The organism is Herbidospora sp. RD11066, from assembly GCF_054661255.1.
This window is the reverse complement of record NZ_BAAGDO010000004.1, coordinates 394,132-415,548: the sequence shown is the minus strand read 5'-3', so window position 1 is coordinate 415,548 and position 21,417 is coordinate 394,132. Positions and strand designations below refer to the sequence as shown.

Genomic DNA, 21,417 nt, shown 5'->3' with positions numbered 1-21,417 from the left:
ACAAAGGAAACGCGATGAAGCGCAGCAACGTCCGGAAGGCGGCCCTGTCGACGGCCGCCGGCGCCGTCCTGTTGTCCTCCGCCGCCTGTGGCGGTGGCAGTGGTTTCGAGGAGACCGACCAGCCGGCCGCGCAGCCGACGCAGGCCTCGGCCGGTCCCGCCCAGCTGCAGGTCCTCATCGGCTCCTCCGGCGACGCCGAGACCAAGGCCGTGACCGACGCCGCCACCGCGTGGGGCACCGCCACCGGCAACACCGCGACCGTCACCCCGGCCCAGGACCTCGGCCAGCAACTCGGCCAGGCCTTCGCGGGCGACAGCCCGCCCGACGTGTTCTACGTCGACGCCGGCCGCTTCGCCGACTACGCCAGCGTCGGCGCGCTGGAGCCGTACGGTGACAAGATCACCAACTCGGCCGACTTCTACGAGAGCCTGCGCACGACCTTCACCTTCGACGGCAAGTTCTACTGCGCGCCCAAGGACTTCTCGACCCTGGCGCTCATCGTCAACGACGACCTGTGGAGCAAGGCCGGGCTGACCGACGCCGACATCCCCACCTCGTGGGACCAGCTCACCGCCGTCGGCGACAAGCTCAAGGCCGAGAAGATCACCCCGCTGGCCATCGGCGACACGCGTGACCGGGTGGGCGCGTTCATGGTGCAGGCGGGCGGCTGGGTCACCAGCCCCGACGGCAAGACGGCCACCGCCGACTCCCCCGAGAACCTGACCGCCCTGTCGTACGTGCAGAAGCTGGTCAAGGACAAGACGGCGCAGTACCCCAAGCAGCTCAGCGCGGGCTGGGGCGGCGAGGCGTTCGGCAAGGGCAGCGCGGCCATGACGATCGAGGGCAACTGGATCAAGGGCGCGATGACCAACGACTACCCCGACGTGAAGTACAGCGTCCACGAGCTCCCGGCCGGACCGGCGGGCAAGGGCACCCTGTCGTTCACCACCTGCTGGGGCATCGCCGCCAAGTCGAAGAACAAGGAGGCGGCCATCAGCTTCGTCGAGGCGATGACCACCGCCGACCAGCAGATGGCCTACGCCAAGGCGTTCGGCGTCATGCCCTCGCGGCAGTCGGCGAAGGAGGCGTACACCACCGAGTTCCCGAACGACGCCCCCTTCGTGAACGGCGCCGACTACGCGCACGGCCCGGTGAACGCTCCGAAGATGGACAGCGTGCTGGCCGACTTCGACACCGGCATCCAGGGCCTGTCCTCCATGGACCCGAAGACCCTCCTCGCGCGGGTGCAGAAGAACACCGAAGCCGCGCTCGCCAGCAACTAGGCAAGACGTCCGCGTCCGGCACCTTCGGGGATGGTGCCGGGCGCGGGTCTCCCCCGTAAGAGGAGGTACCGCCCATGCGGCTCTCGGCGAAAGCCAGGGAGAACATCGCGGGCTGGTTGTTCGTCGCCCCGGTGATCCTGATCCTGGGTCTGTTCATGCTGCTGCCCATCCTGATGGCGATGTGGGTCAGCGTGACCGACTGGAACGGCCAGGGCAGCCCGTTCAAGTCGACCGTCCCGTTCGTCGGGCTGGACAACTACACGAAGCTGTTCGCCGAAGACGGCCTGACCCGCCAGGACTTCATGACCAGCGTCCGGAACAACATCTACTACGTGGGCATCGTGGTGCCGATCCAGACGATCCTGGCCCTCGGGCTGGCGCTGGTGGTGAACTCGCGGATGCTGAAGGGCAAGTCGTTCTTCCGGGCGGCGTTCTTCTTCCCGTCGGTGACGAGCTCGGTCGCGATCAGCGTGGTGTTCCTGTTCATCTTCGCCAGCTCCGGCGCGGTCAACAATTTGCTGGCCGTGTTCGGGGTGACGGGACCGCAGTGGTTCGCCGACCCGCGCGGCCTGCTCCACCTGGCCCTCGACGGCGTCGGCCTGGTCGACGCCGACAGCCCGCCCGCCTTCCTGACCAGCGGCGGCCCGTTCGGGCTGAGCTGGTGGGACTGGCTGGCCGGCCCGTCGGTGGCGATGTCGACGATCATGCTGCTGGTCATCTGGACGACCTCGGGCACGTTCATGCTGATGTTCCTGGCGGCGCTGCAGGACGTCCCGGTCACGCTCGAAGAGGCCTCGATGCTCGACGGCGCGGGCCGCTGGAAGCGGCTCTGGTACGTCACCATCCCGATGCTGAAGCCGACCCTGTTCCTGGTGCTGACCATGGGCATCATCTCGACCTGGCAGGTCTTCGACCAGGTCTACGTGATGAGCCAGGGCGCCCCCGGCAAGACGACGCTGACCCCTGCGTACCTGTCGTACACCCAGGCGTTCGACAACTTCGAGTACGGCACCGGAACGGCCATCTCGTTCGTGCTGTTCGCGATCATCGTGCTGTTCACCATCGTGCAGCGGTGGATGCTGCGGGAAAGGAACGCGTGATGGCGACGGTCCGCGCCGACCACGGCGCGCGCACTCTGGCGTCGAGGTTCGTCGGCTACTTCATCCTCGTCTTCTTCGCGCTGGTCTTCATCTACCCGTTCGTCATCCAGCTCTCGGCCTCGTTCAAGACCGAGCCGAACGCGGCGCTCAACCCGCTCAACCCGTTCCCCGACCCGTTCACCACCGACGCCTACCACAAGGTGTTCCTCAGCACGGACATGCCGCTCTGGCTGGGCAACTCGCTGGTCGTGACGGTCGCGATCACGCTGGGCCGGGTGCTGCTCGACTCGATGGCCGGTTACGCGCTGGCGCGGCTGCGCTTCAAGGGCCGCAAGGCGCTGTTCTCGGCCGTGATCGCCATTCTGGCGGTGCCGGGCGTGGTGCTGTTCATCCCGAAGTTCCTGGTTCTGAAGCAGTTCGGGATGTACGACACGTACACGGCCCTGATCCTGCCGATCATCGCCGACGCGGGCGGCGTGTTCATCATGAAGCAGTTCTTCGAGTCGATCCCGCGCAGCGTCGAGGAGGCGGCCCGGATCGACGGGGCCGGGCCGTGGCGGATCTTCTGGTCGGTCGTGCTCCCGATGGGCCGCCCCGCGCTGATCACGCTGACGATCATCTCGTTCCAGAGTTCGTGGAACGAGCTCCCGCACAGCCTGGTGTCGGTGCAGTCGCCCGACCTCTACACCCTCCCCCGAGGGCTGGCGGTGCTGGTCAGCGGCTCACTGGGATCGGGGAACCAATATCCGCTCAAACTGGGCGCGGCGGTGCTCGCCACGATCCCGGTGGCCATCATCTTCGTGGTGTTCCAGCGCTACTTCGTGCGCGGGGCCAACGAGGGGGTCGACAAGTAGAACCAGAGGGCGAGCTGGGCCAGGGCCAGCGTGAGGGCGAAGGGCATCAGCGCCCACATGCCGACCCCCTGGCCCAGCGCCCCGGCCAGCCACGGCAGCGCCGACCCGCCGATCACCGAACCGCCGTTCAGCACCCCGATCGCGGTCGGAACGAGCCGCGCGGGCAGCAGGTCGGGCAGCATCGCCATCGTCGTGGGGAACAGCGGCCCGAGGAAGAACCCGAGCAGCACGAACCCGGCGATCGGCACGATGCCGAGCCAGATCAGGACCGTGGTGGCCGCGACCCCGGCGCAGCACCAGAGCGTGGCCCGCGCCGGAGTGAGGCCGATCTTCGCCGCGATCGGACTGATCACGAAGCGGCCTGCCGTGAGCCCGGCCCAGTAGCCGCTCACCGCGTACCCGGCGATGAGGTGGCTCTCCAGGTCGACCTCGCGCAGGTAGGAGTAGGCCCAGTTGCCCACCCCGATCTCCACGCCCAGGTAGACGGTGAGGAAGGCCGACGCGAGCAGGACGTACCGATTCCTGAGTGCGCTGGTCAGCCTTTGCTTTTCTTCTTTCTCCTCCTGTACGACCTTCTTCGGGAACCTTGTGAAGAAGGGGATCGCCATGAGGGCGGTCACCAGGGCCAGCCCCCACCAGACGGCGGTCCAGGAGGCGTAGGTGAGCGTCCAGGCGGCGATCACCGGGCCGGCCAGCGCGCCGACGCCGAAGAAGGCGTGCAGCCGGTTGAGCAGGGTGGCCGCGTTCGGCAGCGCCGCCAGGTGCACGTTCAGCACCGATTCGAGCACGCCCGTGCCGTAACCGACCAGACCTTGGACGGCGACGAACACCCAGAACGGCGGCCGGGCGGCCGTGACCACGGCGGCGAGGACGAAGGTTCCGGCGCCCGCGACGAGCGCCAGCCGCAGGCCGAGTCTCTCGATGAGCGCGCCGTTGGTGAGCCCGGCGAACAGGAAGCCCGCCGACGAGGTGAAGAAGATCAGCCCGATCAGGGCCTTGTCGACGTCGTAGTCGGCGATCTGCGCGGGTAACAGCACGCCGCCGACGGCGGCGCCGATCCCGACGAGCACGAACGTCGCGTAGGAGAGAAGAACGGAAGAGCGCATCCCAAGACTCCATCTGTCGGGGGAGCGCTCAAGAACATTAACCCAAAAGGCGCCGCTGTTCCTCTTCGATGATCTGGTGCGCGAGAGCCTGTTCGGAGATGTCGACGGCGGCCGGGCTCGACTCGGCCAGATCGCTGCGCCGGGCGTATTCGTCGAACCTCCTGGTCTTCGCCGCGAGGATCTCCAGCAGCCGCTGGTCGACCGAGTCGACCGCGAGCAGCCGGTGCACCTGGACCTTCCTGGTCTGCCCCATGCGGTGGGCCCGCGCGATGGCCTGGGTCTCCGTGCTCGGCTTGAGCTGCGGCTCGCAGAGGATCACGACCGAGGCGGCCTGGAGGTTGAGCCCGACTCCCCCGGCGACGATCTGGCTCAGCAGCACGGCATGGCCCTGTTTCTTCGAGAACGTGTCGACGAGTTCCTGACGCTTCTCCGGGTCGAGATCGCCGGTCAGTTGGTAGGGCGTGTCGAGCGTCTCGCCGACGACCTTCAGGACGTCTCGGAAATAGGAGAACACGATGACCTTCAGCCCGTTGGCCTCGGCGTCCTCGACGAGCTCGGTCAGCCGCTTGAGCTTGGCCGACGTGGCGGGGTGGACGAACGCGGCCCGCCGCATCTTCGGGAAGTGCCGGTCGGCGACCGCCTGGCGGTAGGCGCCGAGGTCGTCGCCGGAGAACTCGACCCATTCGTCGGCCTCGACCCGGTCGGGTAGTTCGTGCAGCACGTCTTCCTGGTTCCTGCGCAGGTAGGTGGCGGCGACCGACTTGCGGAACGCCTGCGGCCCGCCCTGGCTGATCTCCAGCGTGGGATCGAGGTGCGCGACGAGCGCCCGGAACTCCTCGACCCGGTTCTCCATCGGCGTCCCGGTCAGGAACAGCACCCGGTCGACGGTGGCACACCAGGCGGCGACCGCTTTGGCCCGCTTGGTGGCGGGATTCTTGACGTAGTGGGCCTCGTCGACGACCAGCATCGACACCGTGGCCGTGGGGGTCAGCCGGTGGAGCCCGTCGAGCGTGGCGACGGCCACGCCGCCCTGCTTGTGCCACTCGTCGAGCGCGGCCTCCCGGCGGTTGCCGTGGATCTTCTGCGCTTTGAGCGTGCTGCGCATCTCGATCTCCCGCACCCAGTTGACCACCACACTGGCCGGGCAGACGACCAGGAAGTGCGTCGCCCCTCCGGCCGCCAGATGCGCGAGGGCCGCGATGGCCTCGATCGACTTGCCGAGCCCCATCTCGTCGCCGATGATGACCCGCCGCTGCGCGAGCGCGAACCGCGCGCCGAACGACTGGTAGCCGCGCAGCGAGACACGGCGATGGGTGTCGTCGAGCGGCTGGGCGTTGACCCTGGCCAGCACGTCGTCGGGCAGGATGCCCTCGGTGACCCGCTCCCCCGCGAGGTCGGCCAGCAGCGAGTAGTAGTCGGACGACCGGTATTCGAAGTCGGACCAGGCCTCATAGCCGGTCGAGGCCGGGCGGAGCAGATCGGTGATGACCTGGGGAAACTCTTCGCTCTTCCGGGTCGCGCCGTCGAGCAGGCCGTCGATCGTCTCGACCGCCTGCCGCGCCTCCTCGCGACGCCTCCGTCCGGCGGTGACGAGCCGCCAGCGGGACCGGGCGGGCTGGGCGGCCTTCAGCAGCGGGGTGAAGGTGGTGTCGATGTCGCGTGCGGCCCGGATGTGGAACGGGAGTTCCGTTCCCGCGTCGAGCAGCCGCTTGAGCGCGATGACGAGGGCTTCGGACATCCAGTCGTCGTGCTCGATCTTCACCCCGGCGAGCTGCCGCGCGGCCTCCTCGATCTGGTCGGCGGCGGCCTTGATCTGCCTGGCGGTCTGGGGGCCCACACCGGGGAGTTCCTGGAGGCGGTAGGCGGACATGTCGTGCACCTGGAGAACGGTGGTGATACCTGACCGTTCGAGCGGAGCCGTGCGGAGACGTCCGCCGGTGACGTCTCTGAGGCGGGTGACGGGCATCTGGGCGAGGTCGTCGCGGACGGTGTGCTTGCGCAGGGTGTCGAGGGCGTGAAGGGCCTGACCCTGGACGGTGGCGTGGTCGGCGAGCAGGGTGCGGGCGGTGGCGGTGAGCCGCTCGGCGATCCGGCAGAGGTCGTCGGCCTCGCGTACACCCATGATCTCTCCTCTGCCCGGGAAACAACGAAACAGGCCGGGTCGTCACCAGATGATGGCAGAGCCGACCGACAGGGCCGTTCCATCACGGACACGCCGTTCCACGAACGGAATTCATTTGTACGATCGGGACGGAACACCTTTTGCCGAGTGGCCCATTCACACTCCCCGATGACCTGCACGAATGGGCCACTCAGCCATGAATTCCGGCAGGGATTTCCGATATGAGGGATCGAAAAAGTTAGCGTTATGCGCTCTTTCTCTCTCCCTTATTCCAAGGATCCCGAATGCATCCCGTTCCCGTCCGGCCCGCGCGTGGGCTCGCCGTGCTCGCCACGCTCTTCATCGCGTTCAATCTGCTCATCGAGGCCGCCGCCGTCTTCGTCAGCTACGACCGCTACACGTTCATCGGGGAGGTCGCCGCCGACCCGCTGAGCGTCGATCTCGCCGAGGTCGCCGACAGCGACAGCCTGTACGCGTTCACCGGCATCCTCCAGGCCGGCACCCTGCTCCTGGCCGGGATCTTCTACTGGATCTGGCTGTTCCGGGTCAGGGCCAACGCCGAGGCTCTGGCGCCCCACGTCAAGCAGCGGCTCGGGCGGCCCTGGCTGATCTTCGGGTGGATCGTCCCGATCATCTCGTTCTGGTTCCCGAAGCAGATCGTGGACGACATCTGGACCGCCTCCGACCCGCAGCAGCGTAAGCCCGGGGGCCTGGCGATGACCTGGTGGATCACCTGGGTGCTGACGGTGTTCGGGTCGAACCTGGTCGCGCGGTTCGTGTTCGGCAGCACCGAGCTGGCCGACCTGCAGAGCGCGGCGCTGGTGGAGATGTTCTTCTTCCCGCTGACGCTGGTCGCGGGCGTGCTGGCGATCATGGTGGTCAACCGGATCACCAAGTTCCAGGCGATCCCCCGGGCGGCCGCGCCGCAGTATCCGCCGCAGGGGTACCACCAGCAGGTGCCCCCGCAGCAGCAGTCCTACTAGGCCGTCAGTTTCCCGGGTAGCGGTCGCGGGGGGCGCCGCCCCGGGTCATCTCGGCGACGAAGTCGTCGGCCAGTGCGTCGATCGTCTCGCGGCCTTCGATCCGGTCGGCCCAGCGGGCGGGAATGTCCCATCCGGCGGCGCCGAGGAGGTTGCCGCAGATGGAGCCGGTCGAATCGCTGTCGCCCGAATGGTTGACGGAAAGGATCAGCGCGTCGGTGAAGGTGCCTCCCACCAGCGCGCAGTAGACGCCGATGGCCAGGGCCTCTTCGGCCACCCACGCCTCGCCCAGTGACTCGACCTTCGCCGCCGTCGGAGGGCCGGAGCGGGCGAGGTCGACGGCCTCCTGGAGCGCCTTCGTCGTCGCGGGGTCGTCGACCAGGGGCAGGGTGGCGGCCACGGCGGCTTCCACGGTCGCGTCGTTCGTGAGGTGGTGGACGATCGCGGCCAGCGCGCCCGCGGAGGCGGTCGCGGTCGGGTGGCCGTGGGTGAACCGGGAGCATTCGGCGGCCCACGCGTAGGCCTGGTCGGCGGGCCACGGGCCGAGCCCGAAGGGGGCCGAGCGCATGACCGTGCCGCAGCCCTTGGAATCCTCGTTCACGTTGCCGCGCAGGCCCGACAGGCAGGCGTTGCCGGGGGCGCGGCGGGAGTAGAGCCAGGTCTGCTCGCGGAGCCAGCCGGTGCGGTGGAAGACGTCGCCCTGCGGCGGCGGGGTCGGGTGGTCCTGGGTGTCGAGCCAGCGCAGGTAGGCGTGGCGGACCACCGAGGGAACGTGGCCGATGCCGCGCTCGCGGCCTCGGACGCTGCCGCGGATCAGGCCTTCGACGGTGAACAGGGTCATCTGGGTGTCGTCGGTGATCTGGCCGTCGGTGAGGTCGGTGATGCCGGGGGCGCCGAATTCGGCGCGGATCTCGCGCAGGAAGTCGAACTCGACGGGGGCGCCGAGCGCGTCACCGATGGCGCCGCCGATGAGGCAACCGCGGACACGACCAGGATTCATGGGGCCTCGATCTGTAGGGGACGCCCATTCTTTCGATCAACACCGCAGCGCCGGGCTGCCGCATGACGAGGACATCCCAAAACGGGATTATGTCTCGTCTGTAAGGAAGTACGAGCGCAGCACCGGGGCCAGGACCTCTCCCGGCACGCCGTGCCACTCCCCCGGCAGTGTCCGCCGTGTCGACCTCGGGAGGTGGTCGGCCGCCAGGGCCGCCATGTCGGCCAGCGGGCCCGCGCTGCCGGTGCTGTCCAGGACCAGGGCCGGGACCCCCACCGCCCCGAGCAGTTCGGGCGAGGCCGTCTCCAGGAGGAGGCAGTCGTACACCAGCGTGTGGCCGATCTCCCACGCCTCGGGTGGCGGTTCGCCCGGGGCGCCGATCGCCTGGCCGAAGAACTCCACCGCCGCCCTCTTCCCCCGTGAGGCCAGGACGTCGCGGACCTCCGCGGTGAAGGCCGGGTCCGGGTCGAAGGACAGCGGGGGCTCGAACAGGGCGATCTTCCGCACCGGGAGTCCGGCCGCCGCCGCGTGGATCGCGAGCAGGCAGCCGGAGGACATGCCGTAGAGGAAGGCGGGGCCGCCGGTGGCGTCGATCAGGGCGGCCAGGTCGCCGACCTCCTTCTCCACCGTGTACGCCTCGGCGTCGCCGCTGGCGCCGCGCCCGCGACGGTCGTACACGACGACCGAGAAGTGCTCCGCCAGGAGGTCGACCGGGGCCGCGAGCGGGCGGAAGCCGCTGTAGTTCCCGGCGGCGTCGATGACGATGAGGGCGGGGCCGGTGCCGGACACGGTGACGGAGAGTTCCACGCCGTCGGGGGCGACGACCATGGCGGGGTCCTTTCTCACGGGAACATCGACGCGAGCAGGGCCGCCGCCTCGTCCACTCCCGCTCGGTCGCCCGACAGGATCAGGTCGAACAGCAGCCCCCGGGTCGCGGCCAGGCTCAGCCGCGCGTAGGCCGCCGCCTGCTCTTCCGGCACTCCGGCGGCCACGCACAGTTCGACGAGCGGGGGCAGCCAGCCGTCGATCAGGTCGGCGCGCAGACCTTCAGTGTGGGGGCGGCCCTGCATCGCGTGGGCGGAGAGTTCGAAGAACAGCGGGCCGTAGATGAGGGCCTGGGCGACCAGGCGGTCCCAGTAGACCTCCCAGCCGACGTCGGTGAGGGCGACGCGCTGGCGGCTCTCGACCTCCCGCACCACCTCGGACAGCAGGCCCTCGCGGGAGCCGAAGTGGTAGATGAGCATGCGGTGGCTGGTGCCGATGCCGGTCGCGATGGTGCGGAGGCTGGCGTCGCCCACGCCGTGGGCGGCGAAGTAGGCCACCGCCTCGGCGAGCAACCTGTCACGCGCGTTCACTTCTGGCCTTCAGGCTCTCGCCCTCCAGGGCGAGATATCGGCGGGTCAGTCTTCCCATCAGGAGATCCGCCATCGGCGCGAGGAATCCGGTCTGGTCGATCACCGACAGGGCCCGGGTACCGCCCGGCGTGGCTTCGACCACGTGGATTCCCTCTGTACGCAGCCCGAACGCCCCGCTGGCCCAGGTGAACCGGTGGCCGTCGGCGAGTTCGGTGACCCGCCAGACGGCCACGGGAAGTCTCGGCTGCCGGATCCGGGCCCTGGCGCCGACCCGCAGCGGGCCCGGATCGAGGAGGTCGAGCGCCTCGATCGTGGGCATCCACTCGGGCCAGCGGGCGACGTCGCTGAAGATCTCCCAGACCCGGGAGGGCGGGGCGTCGATGAGCACCGCCGATTCGTAGCGCATGTACCAAATGGTACACACGCCCTAGGCGATGGCGAAGGCCTGGACCTTGGTGTGGAGCTGGTTGAGGCCGCCGATGAGGCAGGGCAGCGTCGGCGGGTCGGGGAGCCCGGCGCTCAGGGCGACGGCGGAGATGCGGTCGCCGGTGAACGGGCCCGAGGTGATCGTGCCGGGCAGCAGCACCCATCCGCTCAGGCTCGCCTGGAACACCGCGCCGCCGACGGTGCTGACCGACCCGTCGTTCCATTGGACGGACACTTCCATGGTCGCCGGGACGAACGGCCCGGGACAGAAGCCGGTGAACGCGCCGTGGCCGCGCAGGATGCCCGAACTGATCGACGGATACTGCGGTGACGAGCAGTGGCCGGTCGGACCGGCGAGCGTCAGCCAGTGGGTGTTGGGCGACATGGTCACGGCCGGGTTGAACAGGGCGGTGATCTCACCGCCCGAACAGGTGATGGTGCCGGGCGCGGCGGCGGCCGAGGCCGGAACCGGAGCGAGAACGGTGGCGGCGAGTGCTCCGGCGAGGAGCCACGTGCGCATTGAGGACATGCCTTGATGATCTTCGGAGCGGACCTCCCCCGGCCGGGAGGTGAGGTCGTCGTTTCGTCCCCGAGTTGGTCAAGGTGTCGCATTCACGGTGAGCACGACCTTGGCCCGGGCGTGCTCGGTCTCCAGGTAGCGCATGGCGTCGGCGGCCTCGGCCAGCGGATAGGTGCGGTCGACGGCCGGGACCATCCGACCGCTGTCGGCGAGCTCCCGCAGTTCGTCGAGGGAGGCCCGGCTCTGCACCGCCTGGAGGATCACGATCTTCCCCCGGCCGAACGTGGCGGCCAGCCGGGCCCGGATCATGAGCCCGAGCGGCCCGAAGAGGCTGCCGCCCTCGTAGACGCCGCCACCGGAGATCAGCACCGTCCCACCTTCGGTGGTGACCTTGCGCAGGTCACGGAGCGACCGGTTGCCGACGAGGTCGAAGACCACCTCGTGGCGCTCACCCAGCAGGGCGAAGTCCTCCTTGCGGTAGTCGACGACACGGTCGGCGCCCAGTCCGGCCACCAGGTCGGCGTTCCTGGCGCTGCACACCGCGGTCACCCGCGCGCCGCGCGCCTTGGCGAGCTGGACGGCGAACGTGCCGACCCCGCCGGAGGCCCCGTTGATCAGCACCGACCAGCCCTTTTCGACACCCGCGAGGCCCTGTAAGGCGGTGCAGGCGGCGAGCGGCATGGCGGCGGCCTGCTCGAAGGTGAGGCTCGCCGGCTTGGGCCCGACGACCTTCACCGGGACCGCAATGTACTCGGCGAACGCGCCGTTGTACTCGCCGTAGACCTCGTCGCCGGGCTTGAAGCCCTCGCCCGAGACGACGACTCCGGCGAAGTCGGTGCCCAGGATCGGCATCTTGGGCCTCCTGAGGCCGAAGGCCAGCCGGGAGAGATAGGGGTCGCCGCGCAGCACGTGCCAGTCGCGCGCGTTGAGCGAGGCGGCCATGACCTTGACCAGCACCTCGCCGGGGCCGGGGGTGGGCGTGGGGACGTCTCCGCACTCCAGGATGTCGGGCGGGCCGTAGGTGTCCTGCACAATCGCCTTCACGGGAGTTCCTCTCAGCTAGGTGTACGCCGTACACCTAGGACAGTAGGTGTACGGCGTACACTCGTCAAGGAGGCGATGGAAGATTGGCCAGACTCAGTCGCGAACGCGTGCTGGAGGCCGCCGTGGCCCTGGCCGACGAGGCCGGTCTCGACGGGCTGAGCATGCGTCGGCTCGCGACCGAACTCGGCGTGGTGCCGATGGCCCTCTACAAGCACGTCGCGAACAAGGACGAACTCCTCGACGGGATCATCGACACCGTGGTCGCCGAGATCGACCCGGGCCCGGCCGAGGGCGAGTGGAAGCCGGTCATCCGGGCCCGCATCCTGGCCGCGCGCCAGACGTTGCTCGCCCACCCGTGGGCGTCGGGGGTGATCGAGGCGCGCCAGAATCCGACTCCGGCGGTGCTGGCGTACATGAACTCGGTGATCGGCCTGCTCCGGGGCGGCGGGTTCTCGGTCGACCTGTGCCACCACGTGATCCACACGCTGGGCAGCCGGATCCTGGGCTTCAGCCAGGAGCTCTTCGACGACACGGCGACCGACCCGGAGACCCAGGAGGCGGCGGCGCACGCGATGAAGGACACCTTCCCGTGGCTGGCCGAGATGGCGCTGCAGGTGGCCCACGACGAGAAGTCGATCGTCGGGTCGGGCTGCGACGACCAGTTCGAGTTCGAGTTCGCTCTGGATCTTCTGCTGGACGGGTTCGAGCGCATCCATCACGCAAGTGGCTCATCATCGAGATGAGCGGGGTGGGCCGGATGAAGTACGGTTTGTGCCGCACCCCAGCTTGAAGGAGCGCGCCGTGACGCTACTCGCCGGCCGCTACCGGCTGCTCTCCCGCATCGGCCAGGGCGGCATGGGCGCCGTCTGGCACGCCGTCGACGAGCTCCTGCGCCAGGAGGTCGCGGTCAAAGAGGTGCTGCTTCCGCGCGACCTCGACGAACCCCGGCTGGCGGAGATGCGCGAGCGCACGCTGCGGGAGGCGCGGGCCGCCGCGCGGCTGCGGTCGCATCCGTCGATCGTGACCGTGCACGACGTGGTGCTGGAGGACGGGCGGCCGTGGATCATCATGGAGCTGGTCCGGGGGCGGTCGCTCCAGGCGGTCGTGCGGCACGAGGGGCCGCTGCCGCCGCAGCGGGTCGCCGCGATCGGCGTGACCGTGCTCGACGCGCTCGGCGCCGCCCACGCGATGGGCATCCTGCACCGTGACGTGAAGCCCGGGAACGTGATGATCACCGACCAGGGGCGGGTGCTGCTGACCGACTTCGGCATCGCCAGCGTCGCGGGTGACGTCAACCTGACGCAGACGGGGGCGGTGTCGGGGTCGCCCGGTTACATCGCGCCCGAGCGACTGCGCGGGGAGCCCGACGGGCCGCCGTCCGACCTGTGGTCGCTGGCCGCGACGCTCTTCTCGGCGGTCGAGGGCGTGGCGCCGTTCCAGCGCGACAATCCCGCCGCGGCCATGGCGGCGGTGCTCATGCACGAACCGGCGCCGATGCGGCTGGCCGGGCCGCTGGCCCCGCTGCTCATGGCGATGCTGGACAAGGACCCCGCCCGGCGGATCCCGGCCGGGCACGCCATCGAGGGCCTGCACGCCATCGCCGGAGGCACCGCGCCGCCGACGATGCCGGCCATGGCCCGCCCGCCGAAGAAGAGCAAGGCGCCCGTGTTCGCCGGGGCCGCGCTGGCCGTGGTGCTGGTCGGCGGGGCGGGCACGGCGCTGTGGCTGAACGCGCGCGACGATGCCCCGGCGACGGCCGGCCCCACGAACGCCCCCGTGACCGCCCCGGCCACGGCGAAGGCGAGCCCGGAGACGCCGAAGAAGGCGGTGCTGACCAGCAACCCGATCGCCTGCTCCCTGGTCACCCAGGCACAGATCCGGAGCCTGCTCGGGGCGGCGGCCAAGCAGCAGTTCATGACGAAGGACGCCTGCCAGTGGCAGACCGCGGGCGGCGAGTACCTCCAGATCCAGAAGATCCAGCTCGACTCCGAGACCACGGCCCGGCTCACCTTCGACCAGAGCCGCGCCACCGAGGAAGAGGAGCCGCTGCGCGAGCCGAAGACCAAGCTCCGGGTCGGGGCGACGGTCGGTGACGCCGCCATCAGCTGGACCCGGGACGCCGGGGCGTACAACCAGACCAGGCTGGTGGTCCGCACGTCCAACGTGCAGATGTGGCTCTACTACTCGGGGCCGAAGACCGGGTTCTCGACCATCGACAGGTTCGCCAAGCTGCTCGTGCGGTCCCTCCACCAGGCGGGCTAGAGCGGGATGTTGCCGTGCCTGCCCCGGGTCTCCGGGAGGGCGGCGAACGCCTCGATCAGGCGGCGCCTGGTCCGGGCCGGGTCGATGATCTCGTCGATCACGCCCAGGCCGAGGGCGCGGTCGACGCCGCCGGCGATGCGCTGGTGCTCCTCGACCAGGGCGGCGCGCAGGGGTTCGCGCTCCTCGTCGGACGCCGCGGCCAGCGCCTTGCGGTGCAGGACGTTGACGGCGGGCTCCGCCGCCATCACGGCGACCTCCGCGCCCGGCCAGGCGAACACCCCGTCGGCGCCCAGCGAGCGGGAGTTCATGGCGATGTAGGCGCCGCCGTACGACTTGCGGGTGACCAGGGTCAGGCGCGGCACGACGGCCTCGCCGAAGGCGTGCAGCAGTTTGGCGCCCCGGCGGACCACGCCGTCCCACTCCTGGCCGACGCCGGGGAGGTAGCCGGGGACGTCCACGACGACCAGCAGCGGCACCCCGAACGCGTCGCAGGTGCGGACGAACCGGGCGGCCTTCTCGGCGCTCAGCGAGTCGAGGCAGCCGCCCTTGCGGATCGGGTTGTTGGCGACGACGCCGACCGTCCGGCCGCCCAGGCGGCCGAAGCCGACCACCATGTTGGCCGCCCACTTGGGCTGGAGCTCCTCCAGCGCGTCGCCGCCGCCGTCGAGCACGCGGCGCAGCAGCGGCCGCACGTCGTAGGCGCGGCGGGGCTCCTCGGGGAGCAGGCCGCCGAGGCCGGGGTCGTCGTCGCCCGCCTCGGCGGGGTCGAAGGCGCCCGGCCGGGCCAGCAGGCCGGCGATGCGGCGGGCGCGCAGGTAGGCGGCGGGCTCCGACTCGGTGACGACGTGCACCACGCCCGACTTGCGGGAGTGGACGTCGGGACCGCCCAGACCGGCCATGTCGATGCGCTCGCCGGTGACGGTGTGCACGACGTCGGGGCCGGTGACGAACACCCGGGCGTCCGCCGACATGATCACGATGTCGGTGAGGGCGGGACCGTAGGCGGCCGCGCCGGCCGCCGGGCCGAGCACGACCGAGATCTGCGGCACCCGGCCGGAGGCCCTGATCATGGCCTGGAACATGCGGCCGACGCCGTCCATCGACTCGACGCCGTCGGCCAGGCGGGCGCCGCCCGAGTGCCACAGGCCGATGACGGGCCTGCGGCGCACCACGGCCTCGTCGATGGCCTCCGCGATCTTGACCGCGCCGGGCAGGCCGAGCGCGCCGCCCATCACCGTGGCGTCGGTGCAGTAGGCGACGACGGGCGAGCCGCCGACGCGGCCGTGCGCGACGGTGACCCCGCTGCGTTCGGGGTCGCCGTCGCGGACCACGCTGCCCTCGTCGAACAGCGCGGCCAGCCGGACCAGGGGAGAGCGGTGGTCGACCCGCTCGGGGGTGATCGTCATCGGGGGCTCCGTTCCGTCGCGAGGGTGGGCACCGCGGCGAGCAGTTCCTTGGTGTACGGCTCCTTCGGCGACCCGAACACCTCCGCGGTGGTGCCGCTCTCCACGACCCGGCCGTCCTTCATGACCGCGATCCGGTCGCTGACGTGGTGGATGACGCCGAGGTCGTGGGAGATGAAGAGCATGGCCACGGCCAGGTCGCGCTGGAGCGTGGCGAGCAGGTCGAGGATCTGGGCCTGGATACTGACGTCGAGCGCCGAAACCGGCTCGTCGCAGACGAGCACGTCGGGGCCGGTGGCCAGGGCGCGGGCGATCGCGACCCGCTGGCGCTGCCCGCCCGACATCTCCAGCGGGCGGCGGGTGAGCAGGGTCGCGGGCAGGCCGACCTGGTCGAGGAGCTCGATCACGCGGGCCTTCTTCGATCGGCGGGGCACCGCGACGGCCTCGCCGATGATCTGCCCGGCCGAGTGACGGGGGTCGAAGGAGCCGAGAGGGTCCTGGTAGATGGCCTGGATGCGGCTTCTGCGCGGTCGCCGGTGGCGTTCGCGGATGCCGCTCCACGGTTCGCCGTCGAGCGTGACCGTTCCGGCGTCGGGGTCGAGCAGGCCCAGCGCGATGCGGGCCACCGTGGTCTTGCCCGAGCCCGACTCGCCGACGACGCCGAGCGTCTCCCCCGCCCTGAGCACGAGGGAGACGTCGTCGACGGCGGTCCGCACGCCGAAGCGCTTGGTGATGTGCTCGGCCGACAGGACCACCGGACCGGGGGCGCGGTTCTCCCCCAGGCTGATCGGCGGCAGCTCGGGAAGCCGCCGATCGTGGTGGTGGCAGCGGACCCGCCGCTCACCGAGTCCGGTGGGCGAGGGGTCCTCCTTCCGGCAGCGCTCGTCGGCCAGAGCGCAGCGGGCGGCATAGGCGCAGGCGCCGGGCAGGCCCGGGTGCACGACCGACAGGCGGGTGCCCTTGGCGTGCGCGGCCGGGACGGCCGCGATCAGGGCTCTCGTGTACGGATGCGCGGGGGCCGCCAGCAGTTCCTCCGCCGGGCCCTCCTCCACGAAACGCCCGGCGTACATGACCGCCACGCGGTCCGCGAGGCGGGCGACGGCGGCGAGGTCGTGGCTGATCAGCAGCAGTGCGGCGCCCTCGCGCTTGAGGCGCCCGAGCAGGTCGAGGATCTGCACCTGCACGGTGGCGTCGAGGGCGGTCGTCGGTTCGTCGGCGACCAGCAGCGAGGGCCCGGCCGCCACGACCGAGGCGATCAGGGCGCGCTGGCGCAGGCCGCCGGAGAGTTCGTGCGGGTGCTGGCGGGCGCGCTGGTCCGGGTCGGGGATGCCCGCCTCCGACAGCAGGTCCAGCACCCTCGCCGGGCGGTCGCGGCGCTCGCCGAGTTGGTGGGTGGCCAGGGTCTCGGTCACCTCGGCGCCGACGGTCCTGAGCGGGTCGAGGGAGACGAGGGCGTCCTGGAGGATGAGGCCGATGCGGCGGCCGCGCACCCCCCGCCAGCCGGTCTCGGTCAGCTTCGACAGGTCGTCGCCCTCGAAGGTGAAGCTCCGTGAGGTCACCTTCGCGCGGTCTCCGGCCAGGCCGACCAGGGCGCGGGCGGTGACGCTCTTGCCCGACCCCGACTCGCCCACGATCGCCAGGCACTCCCCCGGCGCGACCGTGAACGACACGTCGCGCACGGCTTCGAGACCGGCGAACGACACGGTCAGTCCTTCGACGTCGATCACGCGGTCCTCCGGGTGTAGCGGCGCTGGGCGGCACGGCCGAGCACGTTGACGGCGATCACGGTGAGGGTGATCGCGGCGCCCGGGAACAGCCCGAGCCACCAGGCGTCGGCCAGGAAGTCGCGGCCCTCCGAGAGCATCGCGCCCCACTCGGGGGCGGGCGGCTGGACGCCGAACCCGAGGAAGCTCAGCCCCGACCCCGCGATCAGGGCGGTGCCGAAGCCGACCGTCGCGAGCACCAGCAGCGGCCCGACCGCGTTGGGCAGCACGTGCCGGGCCACCAGCACGCCCGGCGCGAGACCGAGCCCGCGCGCGGCCTCGACGTAGCCCGACCGCCGGACGACCACCGCCTCGGTCCTGACCATGCGGGCGTAACCGGGGGTGAAGGCCAGCGCGATGGCGAGGACGACGTTGGCGACCCCGCCGCCGAGCACGGTGATGACCAGCAGCGCGAGCAGCAGTTGCGGCAGCGAGAGCAGGACGTCGAGCAGCCGGGTGACCACCTGGTCGACCGCCTTCCCGCCCAGGGCCGCCGCGACGCCGAGCAGCGCCCCGGCGACCACGGCCAGCGCGGTGGCGCCGAGTCCGAGCAGGAGGGAGGGCCGGGCGCCGTACACGACCCTGGTGAACTGGTCGCGGCCGAGCTGGTCGGTGCCGAACCAGTGGTCGCCGCCGGGCGGCAGCAGCGCGTGGATCGGGTCGATGAGGATCGGCGACGCCGAGGTGAGCAGTTCGGGGGCGACGGCGGCGACCAGGATCGGCAGCAGCGCCAGCCACGCGAGCGCCGTCGGCCAGCGGGCGCTCATGCCCGCACCCTCGGGTCGATGGCGACGTGGAGCAGGTCGACCACGTTGGAGATGACGACGAAGACCAGGGCCGACAGCAGCACCACGCCCATCACGACCGGCATGTCCTTGTTGCTCACCGCCTGGAGCGCGAGGGCGCCGATGCCCGACCGGCCGAACACGGTCTCCACCAGCACCGCACCGCCGAGCAGCGAACCGACCAGCCAGCCTGTGAGGGTGGCCAGCGACGCCGCGGCATGGCGCAACGCGTGGCGGAGCCGTACAGAAAACTGACTTAACCCGCGGGCCCGCGCGGTGGTCGCGAACGGCTGCGCCAGCGCGGCCTCCAGCCCTTCGCGCAGGACCTGCGCGAGGACGCCCGCTATCGGCAGCGCGAGGGTGAGCGCGGGGAGCACCAGCGCGGCGAGGTCCTGCGCGCCGATCACCGGGAAGATCCGCAGCTGGAAGCTGAACGCGGTGAGCAGCAGGATCCCCAGCCAGTACGACGGCAGCGACACCGCCACCAGCTCCCAGACCCCGGCCGCCGGACGGCCCACGGTGGCGATCGCACTGATCACCGCGATCACCACGGCGGCGGCCACGGCCGCGAGCGCGAGCTGGACGGTCGGCCCGAGCTGGTCGGCGATGAGCTGCCCGACCGGGCGTTGCAGCTGGTAGGACGACCCGAGGTCGCCGGTCAGCAGCGTGCCCAGGTAGTCGAGGTAGCGGACGATCACGGGCCGGTCGAAGCCGTAGTCGGCGGCGATCTGGGCGCGGACCTCCGCCGAGGCCATCGTCGCCGGGCCGAGCAGCGTGGAGACCGGGTCGCCCGGGATGAGCAGCAGGGAGACGAAGGCGAGGGTCGCGGCGCCCCAGAGCACCGCGAGCCCCGCCCCGGCCCTTTTCAGCAGGCTCACTACTGGGCCTTGCCGAGCCAGACGTCGTAGAACAGCGGCCACGCGTTGGCGTCGAGGGTGAGGCCCTTGACGTTCCTGCCGAGGCCGAGCACCTGCGACTGGGTGTAGATCGGGATCGTGATGGCCAGGTCGATGGCGCGCTGCTGGACCTTGCCGTAGACGTCCTTGCGGACGGCCTCGTCGAGGGTGGCCCTGCCCTCATTGGTCCACTTGGTGAGGTCGGGGTCGTCGAGGAAGGTGGCGTTCTGGCCGCCCTCCTGGGGCTTGCTGGCGCCGTTGAGCAGCAGCCACAGCACGTCGGGCTCGGCCCGCGACCAGCTGTAGTCGGCCATGTCGGCCTTGCCGCCGTAGACGCGCTCCAGGTAGGTGCCGATGTCGGCCTGCGGGCGGACGATCTCGACACCGATCTTCTTCAGGTCGGCCTGGAAGGCCTGCCCGAGGACGTCACGCGAGTCGCGGACGTACTGGGCGGGCAGCAGCGGCCAGTCGACGACCAGGCGCTCGCCGTTCTTGGTGCGGTAGCCCTCGGCGTCCCTGGTGGTCCAGCCGGCCTCGTCGAGCAGCCGGTTCGACTCGGCCTGGTCGAACTTCCAGCTGTTCTCCAGGGCGGCGTTGTAGCCGGGGGTGGTCGGCGCGAGCGGGCTCCAGGCGCGCTTGAACTGGCCGAAGTAGAGCGCGTTGATGTTCGTGTCGATGTCGATGCCGCGCTGGATCGCCTTGCGGACCTTCTCGTCGTTGAGAGGCTCCTTGGACGTGTTCAGGTAGATGCTGTAGTTGCCGCCCGGATAGTCGGCCGCGACGACGGCCAGCTCGGCGTTGCCCTCGACGGTCTTGACGCTGGCCGGCGGGATCGCGGCGGCGACGTCGATCTGCTTGCTGGTCAGCGACCCGACCCGCACCGACGCCTCGGGCAGGAACCGCACCGTCAGCTTGTCGAGGTAGGGGCTCCCGGCGTGGCCGGCCGTCTTCGGCGCCCAGTTGTAGGCGTCGTTGCGGGCGAACACCGCCTGCTGGCCCTTGGTGTACTCGGCGAATGTGAAGGGCCCGGTGCCGACGGCGGCCGGACCGCCGGAACCGATCGCCGCCGAGCCCGCCGCGATCGCCTTCGGCGAGTAGAAGCCCAGGTAGGCGGTGCTGGCGGCCTGGAGGAACGGCGCGAACGGCTGCGCGAACTCGACGGTCACCGTGTGGGGGTCGACGACCTTCGTCCCCGTGTACGGCCCCAGCAGGCTGGAGGCGAGCTGCGACTTGGTGGCCGGGTCGTGGATCCGGTCGAAGTTGACCTTCACGGCCTCGGCGTCGAAGGGGGTGCCGTCGTGGAAGACGACGTCCTTGCGCAGCTTGAAGGTGTAGCTCTTCAGGTCGGGCGCGGCCTCCCACGACTCGGCCAGCCAGGGGTGGAACTTCCCGGAGGCGTCGAGCGCGATCAGCGAGTCGAGGACGTTGCGCACGATCGACCCGGTGATGTCCTGCGAGCTGACGTGGGCGTCGAACGAGACCGGCTCGGTGTCGGCGGCGAAGGTCAGGCTGCCACCTTTGACCGGTTCCGAGGAAACGCTCTGCGGCGTCTGCCCACCGCAGGCGGTGACGAGGAAAACCGCCAGCAGGGCGGCTTTATATCTTCTGGGGACGTGCATTCTTCTCACCGCTCCGGCGGGTCGGAAATCAGTATTCGTCTATTCGATGCGAGGCTAATTTCCGACCCGTTTCAGGGGTACCCCTAATACCCCCTAGCCGCCATTCCTGGGATATCTCGGCACCGAAACTCGGCGGCGGATTCGCCAGCCTTCCGGGGTGCGGGCCAGTTCGTCGAGGTAGTCGCCGTTGTGCACGCTGCCGTCGGCCAGGATCGCCAGGTAGCGGCTGCGGCCTCTGACCGTTCCGGTGTCGTCGACGTAGACGTGGATGTCGAGAGTCTGGTGGTCAGGGCCGTCGGGGCCGAGCACATCGGAGAATTCGGCGATGGCGGGGAGTCCCTCGACGAGGCGTCCGGCGCCGCGTTTGAGCTCGATCACGGCGTCGTCGGTGAACACGCGGTGGAGGTCGTCGAGCTCGCGGTTGTCGAAAACGTGGGAGAACAGGGCCAGCAGGGCCCGGATGTCCGAAACGTCCTCGTAGGATAATTCGCTCATTCGCGCCTCAGGAAATCTGCTGGAGAATACCCAGCCGGTCGGGCAGGACGCTGTATCGCACGATCCGGCCGTCCCGGAATGTGATGGTGCTGACGCTGTTCCCGGTGAAATGGCGGCCGCTCGCGGGGGCGCCGAAGAGCGGCTGCCGCTGCACGCCCTCGATGCGCCAGAACACCACCACCCGGTCGCCCTCCCCGACCGAGTCGGTGACGGTCGCCTTGACGCCCTCGACGGTGGCCCAGACGTTCTCGACGTGGGTGCGGAAGTCGTCGCGGCCGTTGCCGCCGCCGATGGTCTCGTCGACGGCGTCCTCGGCGATCAGCTCCTCGAAGAGCTCGGGGCGGCGCAGCGTGATCAGCTCTTCGTAGAGCCGCCGCGCGGTCTCCTTGTTCTGCTCGATGCTCAAA

General features: G+C 70.4%; 21 protein-coding genes. 6 read left to right on the top strand and 15 right to left on the bottom strand.

Features of this window, described 5'->3' with window-relative positions:
• Positions 1–14: 14 nt before the first annotated feature.
• From ACYQ78_RS18660 to ACYQ78_RS18650, 3 genes are all read left to right on the top strand, one after another.
• On the top strand, positions 15–1,283 hold the full coding sequence (locus tag ACYQ78_RS18660) for a sugar ABC transporter substrate-binding protein (RefSeq protein WP_459802118.1): 1,269 nt from the start codon (positions 15–17) through the stop codon (positions 1,281–1,283).
• Positions 1,284–1,357: 74 nt separating this feature from the next.
• Positions 1,358–2,383 (top strand): carbohydrate ABC transporter permease, encoded by a 1,026-nt coding sequence (locus ACYQ78_RS18655; protein WP_459802117.1) that lies wholly within the window; start codon positions 1,358–1,360, stop codon positions 2,381–2,383.
• Positions 2,383–3,237 carry a carbohydrate ABC transporter permease gene (locus ACYQ78_RS18650; RefSeq protein ID WP_459802116.1) on the top strand — a complete coding sequence of 285 codons (855 nt, stop codon included), beginning with the start codon at positions 2,383–2,385 and terminating at the stop codon, positions 3,235–3,237. The genes ACYQ78_RS18655 and ACYQ78_RS18650 overlap by 1 nt, the downstream gene beginning before the upstream one ends.
• Here ACYQ78_RS18650 and ACYQ78_RS18645 read toward each other — a convergent pair.
• Positions 3,198–4,343 carry an MFS transporter gene (locus tag ACYQ78_RS18645; protein WP_459802115.1) on the bottom strand — a complete coding sequence of 382 codons (1,146 nt, stop codon included), beginning with the start codon at positions 4,341–4,343 and terminating at the stop codon, positions 3,198–3,200. The genes ACYQ78_RS18650 and ACYQ78_RS18645 overlap by 40 nt on opposite strands.
• 37 nt (positions 4,344–4,380) lie before the next feature.
• Positions 4,381–6,465: a DEAD/DEAH box helicase gene (locus ACYQ78_RS18640; protein ID WP_459802114.1), complete on the bottom strand. Its 2,085-nt coding sequence runs from the start codon at positions 6,463–6,465 to the stop codon at positions 4,381–4,383.
• 284 nt (positions 6,466–6,749) lie between these two features.
• On the opposite strand from ACYQ78_RS18640, the gene ACYQ78_RS18635 reads away from it, so the two are divergent.
• Complete coding sequence (locus ACYQ78_RS18635) at positions 6,750–7,448, top strand: DUF4328 domain-containing protein (RefSeq protein WP_459802113.1); 699 nt, start codon at positions 6,750–6,752, stop codon at positions 7,446–7,448.
• Positions 7,449–7,452: 4 nt separating this feature from the next.
• Here ACYQ78_RS18635 and ACYQ78_RS18630 read toward each other — a convergent pair whose 3' ends face one another.
• The 6 genes from ACYQ78_RS18630 to ACYQ78_RS18605 all read right to left on the bottom strand — a co-directional run bounded on the left by ACYQ78_RS18630 (position 7,453) and on the right by ACYQ78_RS18605 (position 11,787).
• Positions 7,453–8,445, bottom strand: coding sequence for an ADP-ribosylglycohydrolase family protein (locus ACYQ78_RS18630; RefSeq protein ID WP_459802112.1), 993 nt, complete (start codon positions 8,443–8,445; stop codon positions 7,453–7,455).
• A gap of 87 nt (positions 8,446–8,532) precedes the next feature.
• A complete protein-coding gene (locus ACYQ78_RS18625; RefSeq protein WP_459802111.1) occupies positions 8,533–9,288 on the bottom strand; it encodes an alpha/beta fold hydrolase in 756 nt (251 codons plus the stop codon).
• On the bottom strand, positions 9,285–9,797 hold the full coding sequence (locus tag ACYQ78_RS18620) for a TetR/AcrR family transcriptional regulator (RefSeq protein ID WP_459802110.1): 513 nt from the start codon (positions 9,795–9,797) through the stop codon (positions 9,285–9,287). Before ACYQ78_RS18620 ends, ACYQ78_RS18625 begins: the two co-directional genes overlap by 4 nt.
• Positions 9,784–10,203: an SRPBCC family protein gene (locus tag ACYQ78_RS18615; RefSeq protein WP_459802109.1), complete on the bottom strand. Its 420-nt coding sequence runs from the start codon at positions 10,201–10,203 to the stop codon at positions 9,784–9,786. Before ACYQ78_RS18615 ends, ACYQ78_RS18620 begins: the two co-directional genes overlap by 14 nt.
• Before the next feature lie 21 nt (positions 10,204–10,224).
• Complete coding sequence (locus ACYQ78_RS18610; protein WP_459802108.1) at positions 10,225–10,752, bottom strand: hypothetical protein; 528 nt, start codon at positions 10,750–10,752, stop codon at positions 10,225–10,227.
• A 69-nt stretch (positions 10,753–10,821) separates the two neighbouring features.
• Positions 10,822–11,787, bottom strand: a complete 966-nt coding sequence (locus ACYQ78_RS18605) for an NAD(P)-dependent alcohol dehydrogenase (RefSeq protein ID WP_459802107.1) — start codon at positions 11,785–11,787, stop codon at positions 10,822–10,824.
• An 83-nt stretch (positions 11,788–11,870) separates the two neighbouring features.
• Here ACYQ78_RS18605 and ACYQ78_RS18600 point away from each other — a divergent pair, with 83 nt between their 5' ends.
• Both ACYQ78_RS18600 and ACYQ78_RS18595 read left to right on the top strand, forming a co-directional pair.
• A complete protein-coding gene (locus tag ACYQ78_RS18600) occupies positions 11,871–12,530 on the top strand; it encodes a TetR/AcrR family transcriptional regulator C-terminal domain-containing protein (RefSeq protein ID WP_459802106.1) in 660 nt (219 codons plus the stop codon).
• Positions 12,531–12,588: 58 nt separating this feature from the next.
• Complete coding sequence (locus ACYQ78_RS18595) at positions 12,589–14,049, top strand: serine/threonine-protein kinase (protein ID WP_459802105.1); 1,461 nt, start codon at positions 12,589–12,591, stop codon at positions 14,047–14,049.
• On the opposite strand, the gene ACYQ78_RS18590 is transcribed toward ACYQ78_RS18595, so the two are convergent.
• From ACYQ78_RS18590 to ACYQ78_RS18560, 7 genes are all read right to left on the bottom strand, one after another.
• On the bottom strand, positions 14,046–15,455 hold the full coding sequence (locus tag ACYQ78_RS18590; protein ID WP_459802104.1) for an acyl-CoA carboxylase subunit beta: 1,410 nt from the start codon (positions 15,453–15,455) through the stop codon (positions 14,046–14,048). The two genes, ACYQ78_RS18595 and ACYQ78_RS18590, sit on opposite strands and share 4 nt — an antisense overlap.
• The gene (locus ACYQ78_RS18585) at positions 15,452–17,179 is read right to left on the bottom strand and encodes a dipeptide ABC transporter ATP-binding protein (RefSeq protein WP_459802103.1); all 1,728 of its coding nucleotides are present in this window, start codon (positions 17,177–17,179) and stop codon (positions 15,452–15,454) included. The genes ACYQ78_RS18590 and ACYQ78_RS18585 overlap by 4 nt, the downstream gene beginning before the upstream one ends.
• On the bottom strand, positions 17,176–17,982 hold the full coding sequence (locus ACYQ78_RS18580) for an ABC transporter permease (RefSeq protein WP_459802102.1): 807 nt from the start codon (positions 17,980–17,982) through the stop codon (positions 17,176–17,178). Before ACYQ78_RS18580 ends, ACYQ78_RS18585 begins: the two co-directional genes overlap by 4 nt.
• A complete protein-coding gene (locus ACYQ78_RS18575; RefSeq protein ID WP_459802101.1) occupies positions 17,979–18,878 on the bottom strand; it encodes an ABC transporter permease in 900 nt (299 codons plus the stop codon). The genes ACYQ78_RS18580 and ACYQ78_RS18575 overlap by 4 nt, the downstream gene beginning before the upstream one ends.
• Positions 18,878–20,515 carry an ABC transporter substrate-binding protein gene (locus ACYQ78_RS18570; protein ID WP_459802100.1) on the bottom strand — a complete coding sequence of 546 codons (1,638 nt, stop codon included), beginning with the start codon at positions 20,513–20,515 and terminating at the stop codon, positions 18,878–18,880. The genes ACYQ78_RS18575 and ACYQ78_RS18570 overlap by 1 nt, the downstream gene beginning before the upstream one ends.
• Positions 20,516–20,608: 93 nt before the next feature.
• On the bottom strand, positions 20,609–21,010 hold the full coding sequence (locus ACYQ78_RS18565; RefSeq protein ID WP_459802099.1) for a nuclear transport factor 2 family protein: 402 nt from the start codon (positions 21,008–21,010) through the stop codon (positions 20,609–20,611).
• 7 nt (positions 21,011–21,017) lie between these two features.
• Positions 21,018–21,416 (bottom strand): ester cyclase, encoded by a 399-nt coding sequence (locus ACYQ78_RS18560; protein ID WP_459802098.1) that lies wholly within the window; start codon positions 21,414–21,416, stop codon positions 21,018–21,020.
• Position 21,417: the final 1 nt, after the last annotated feature.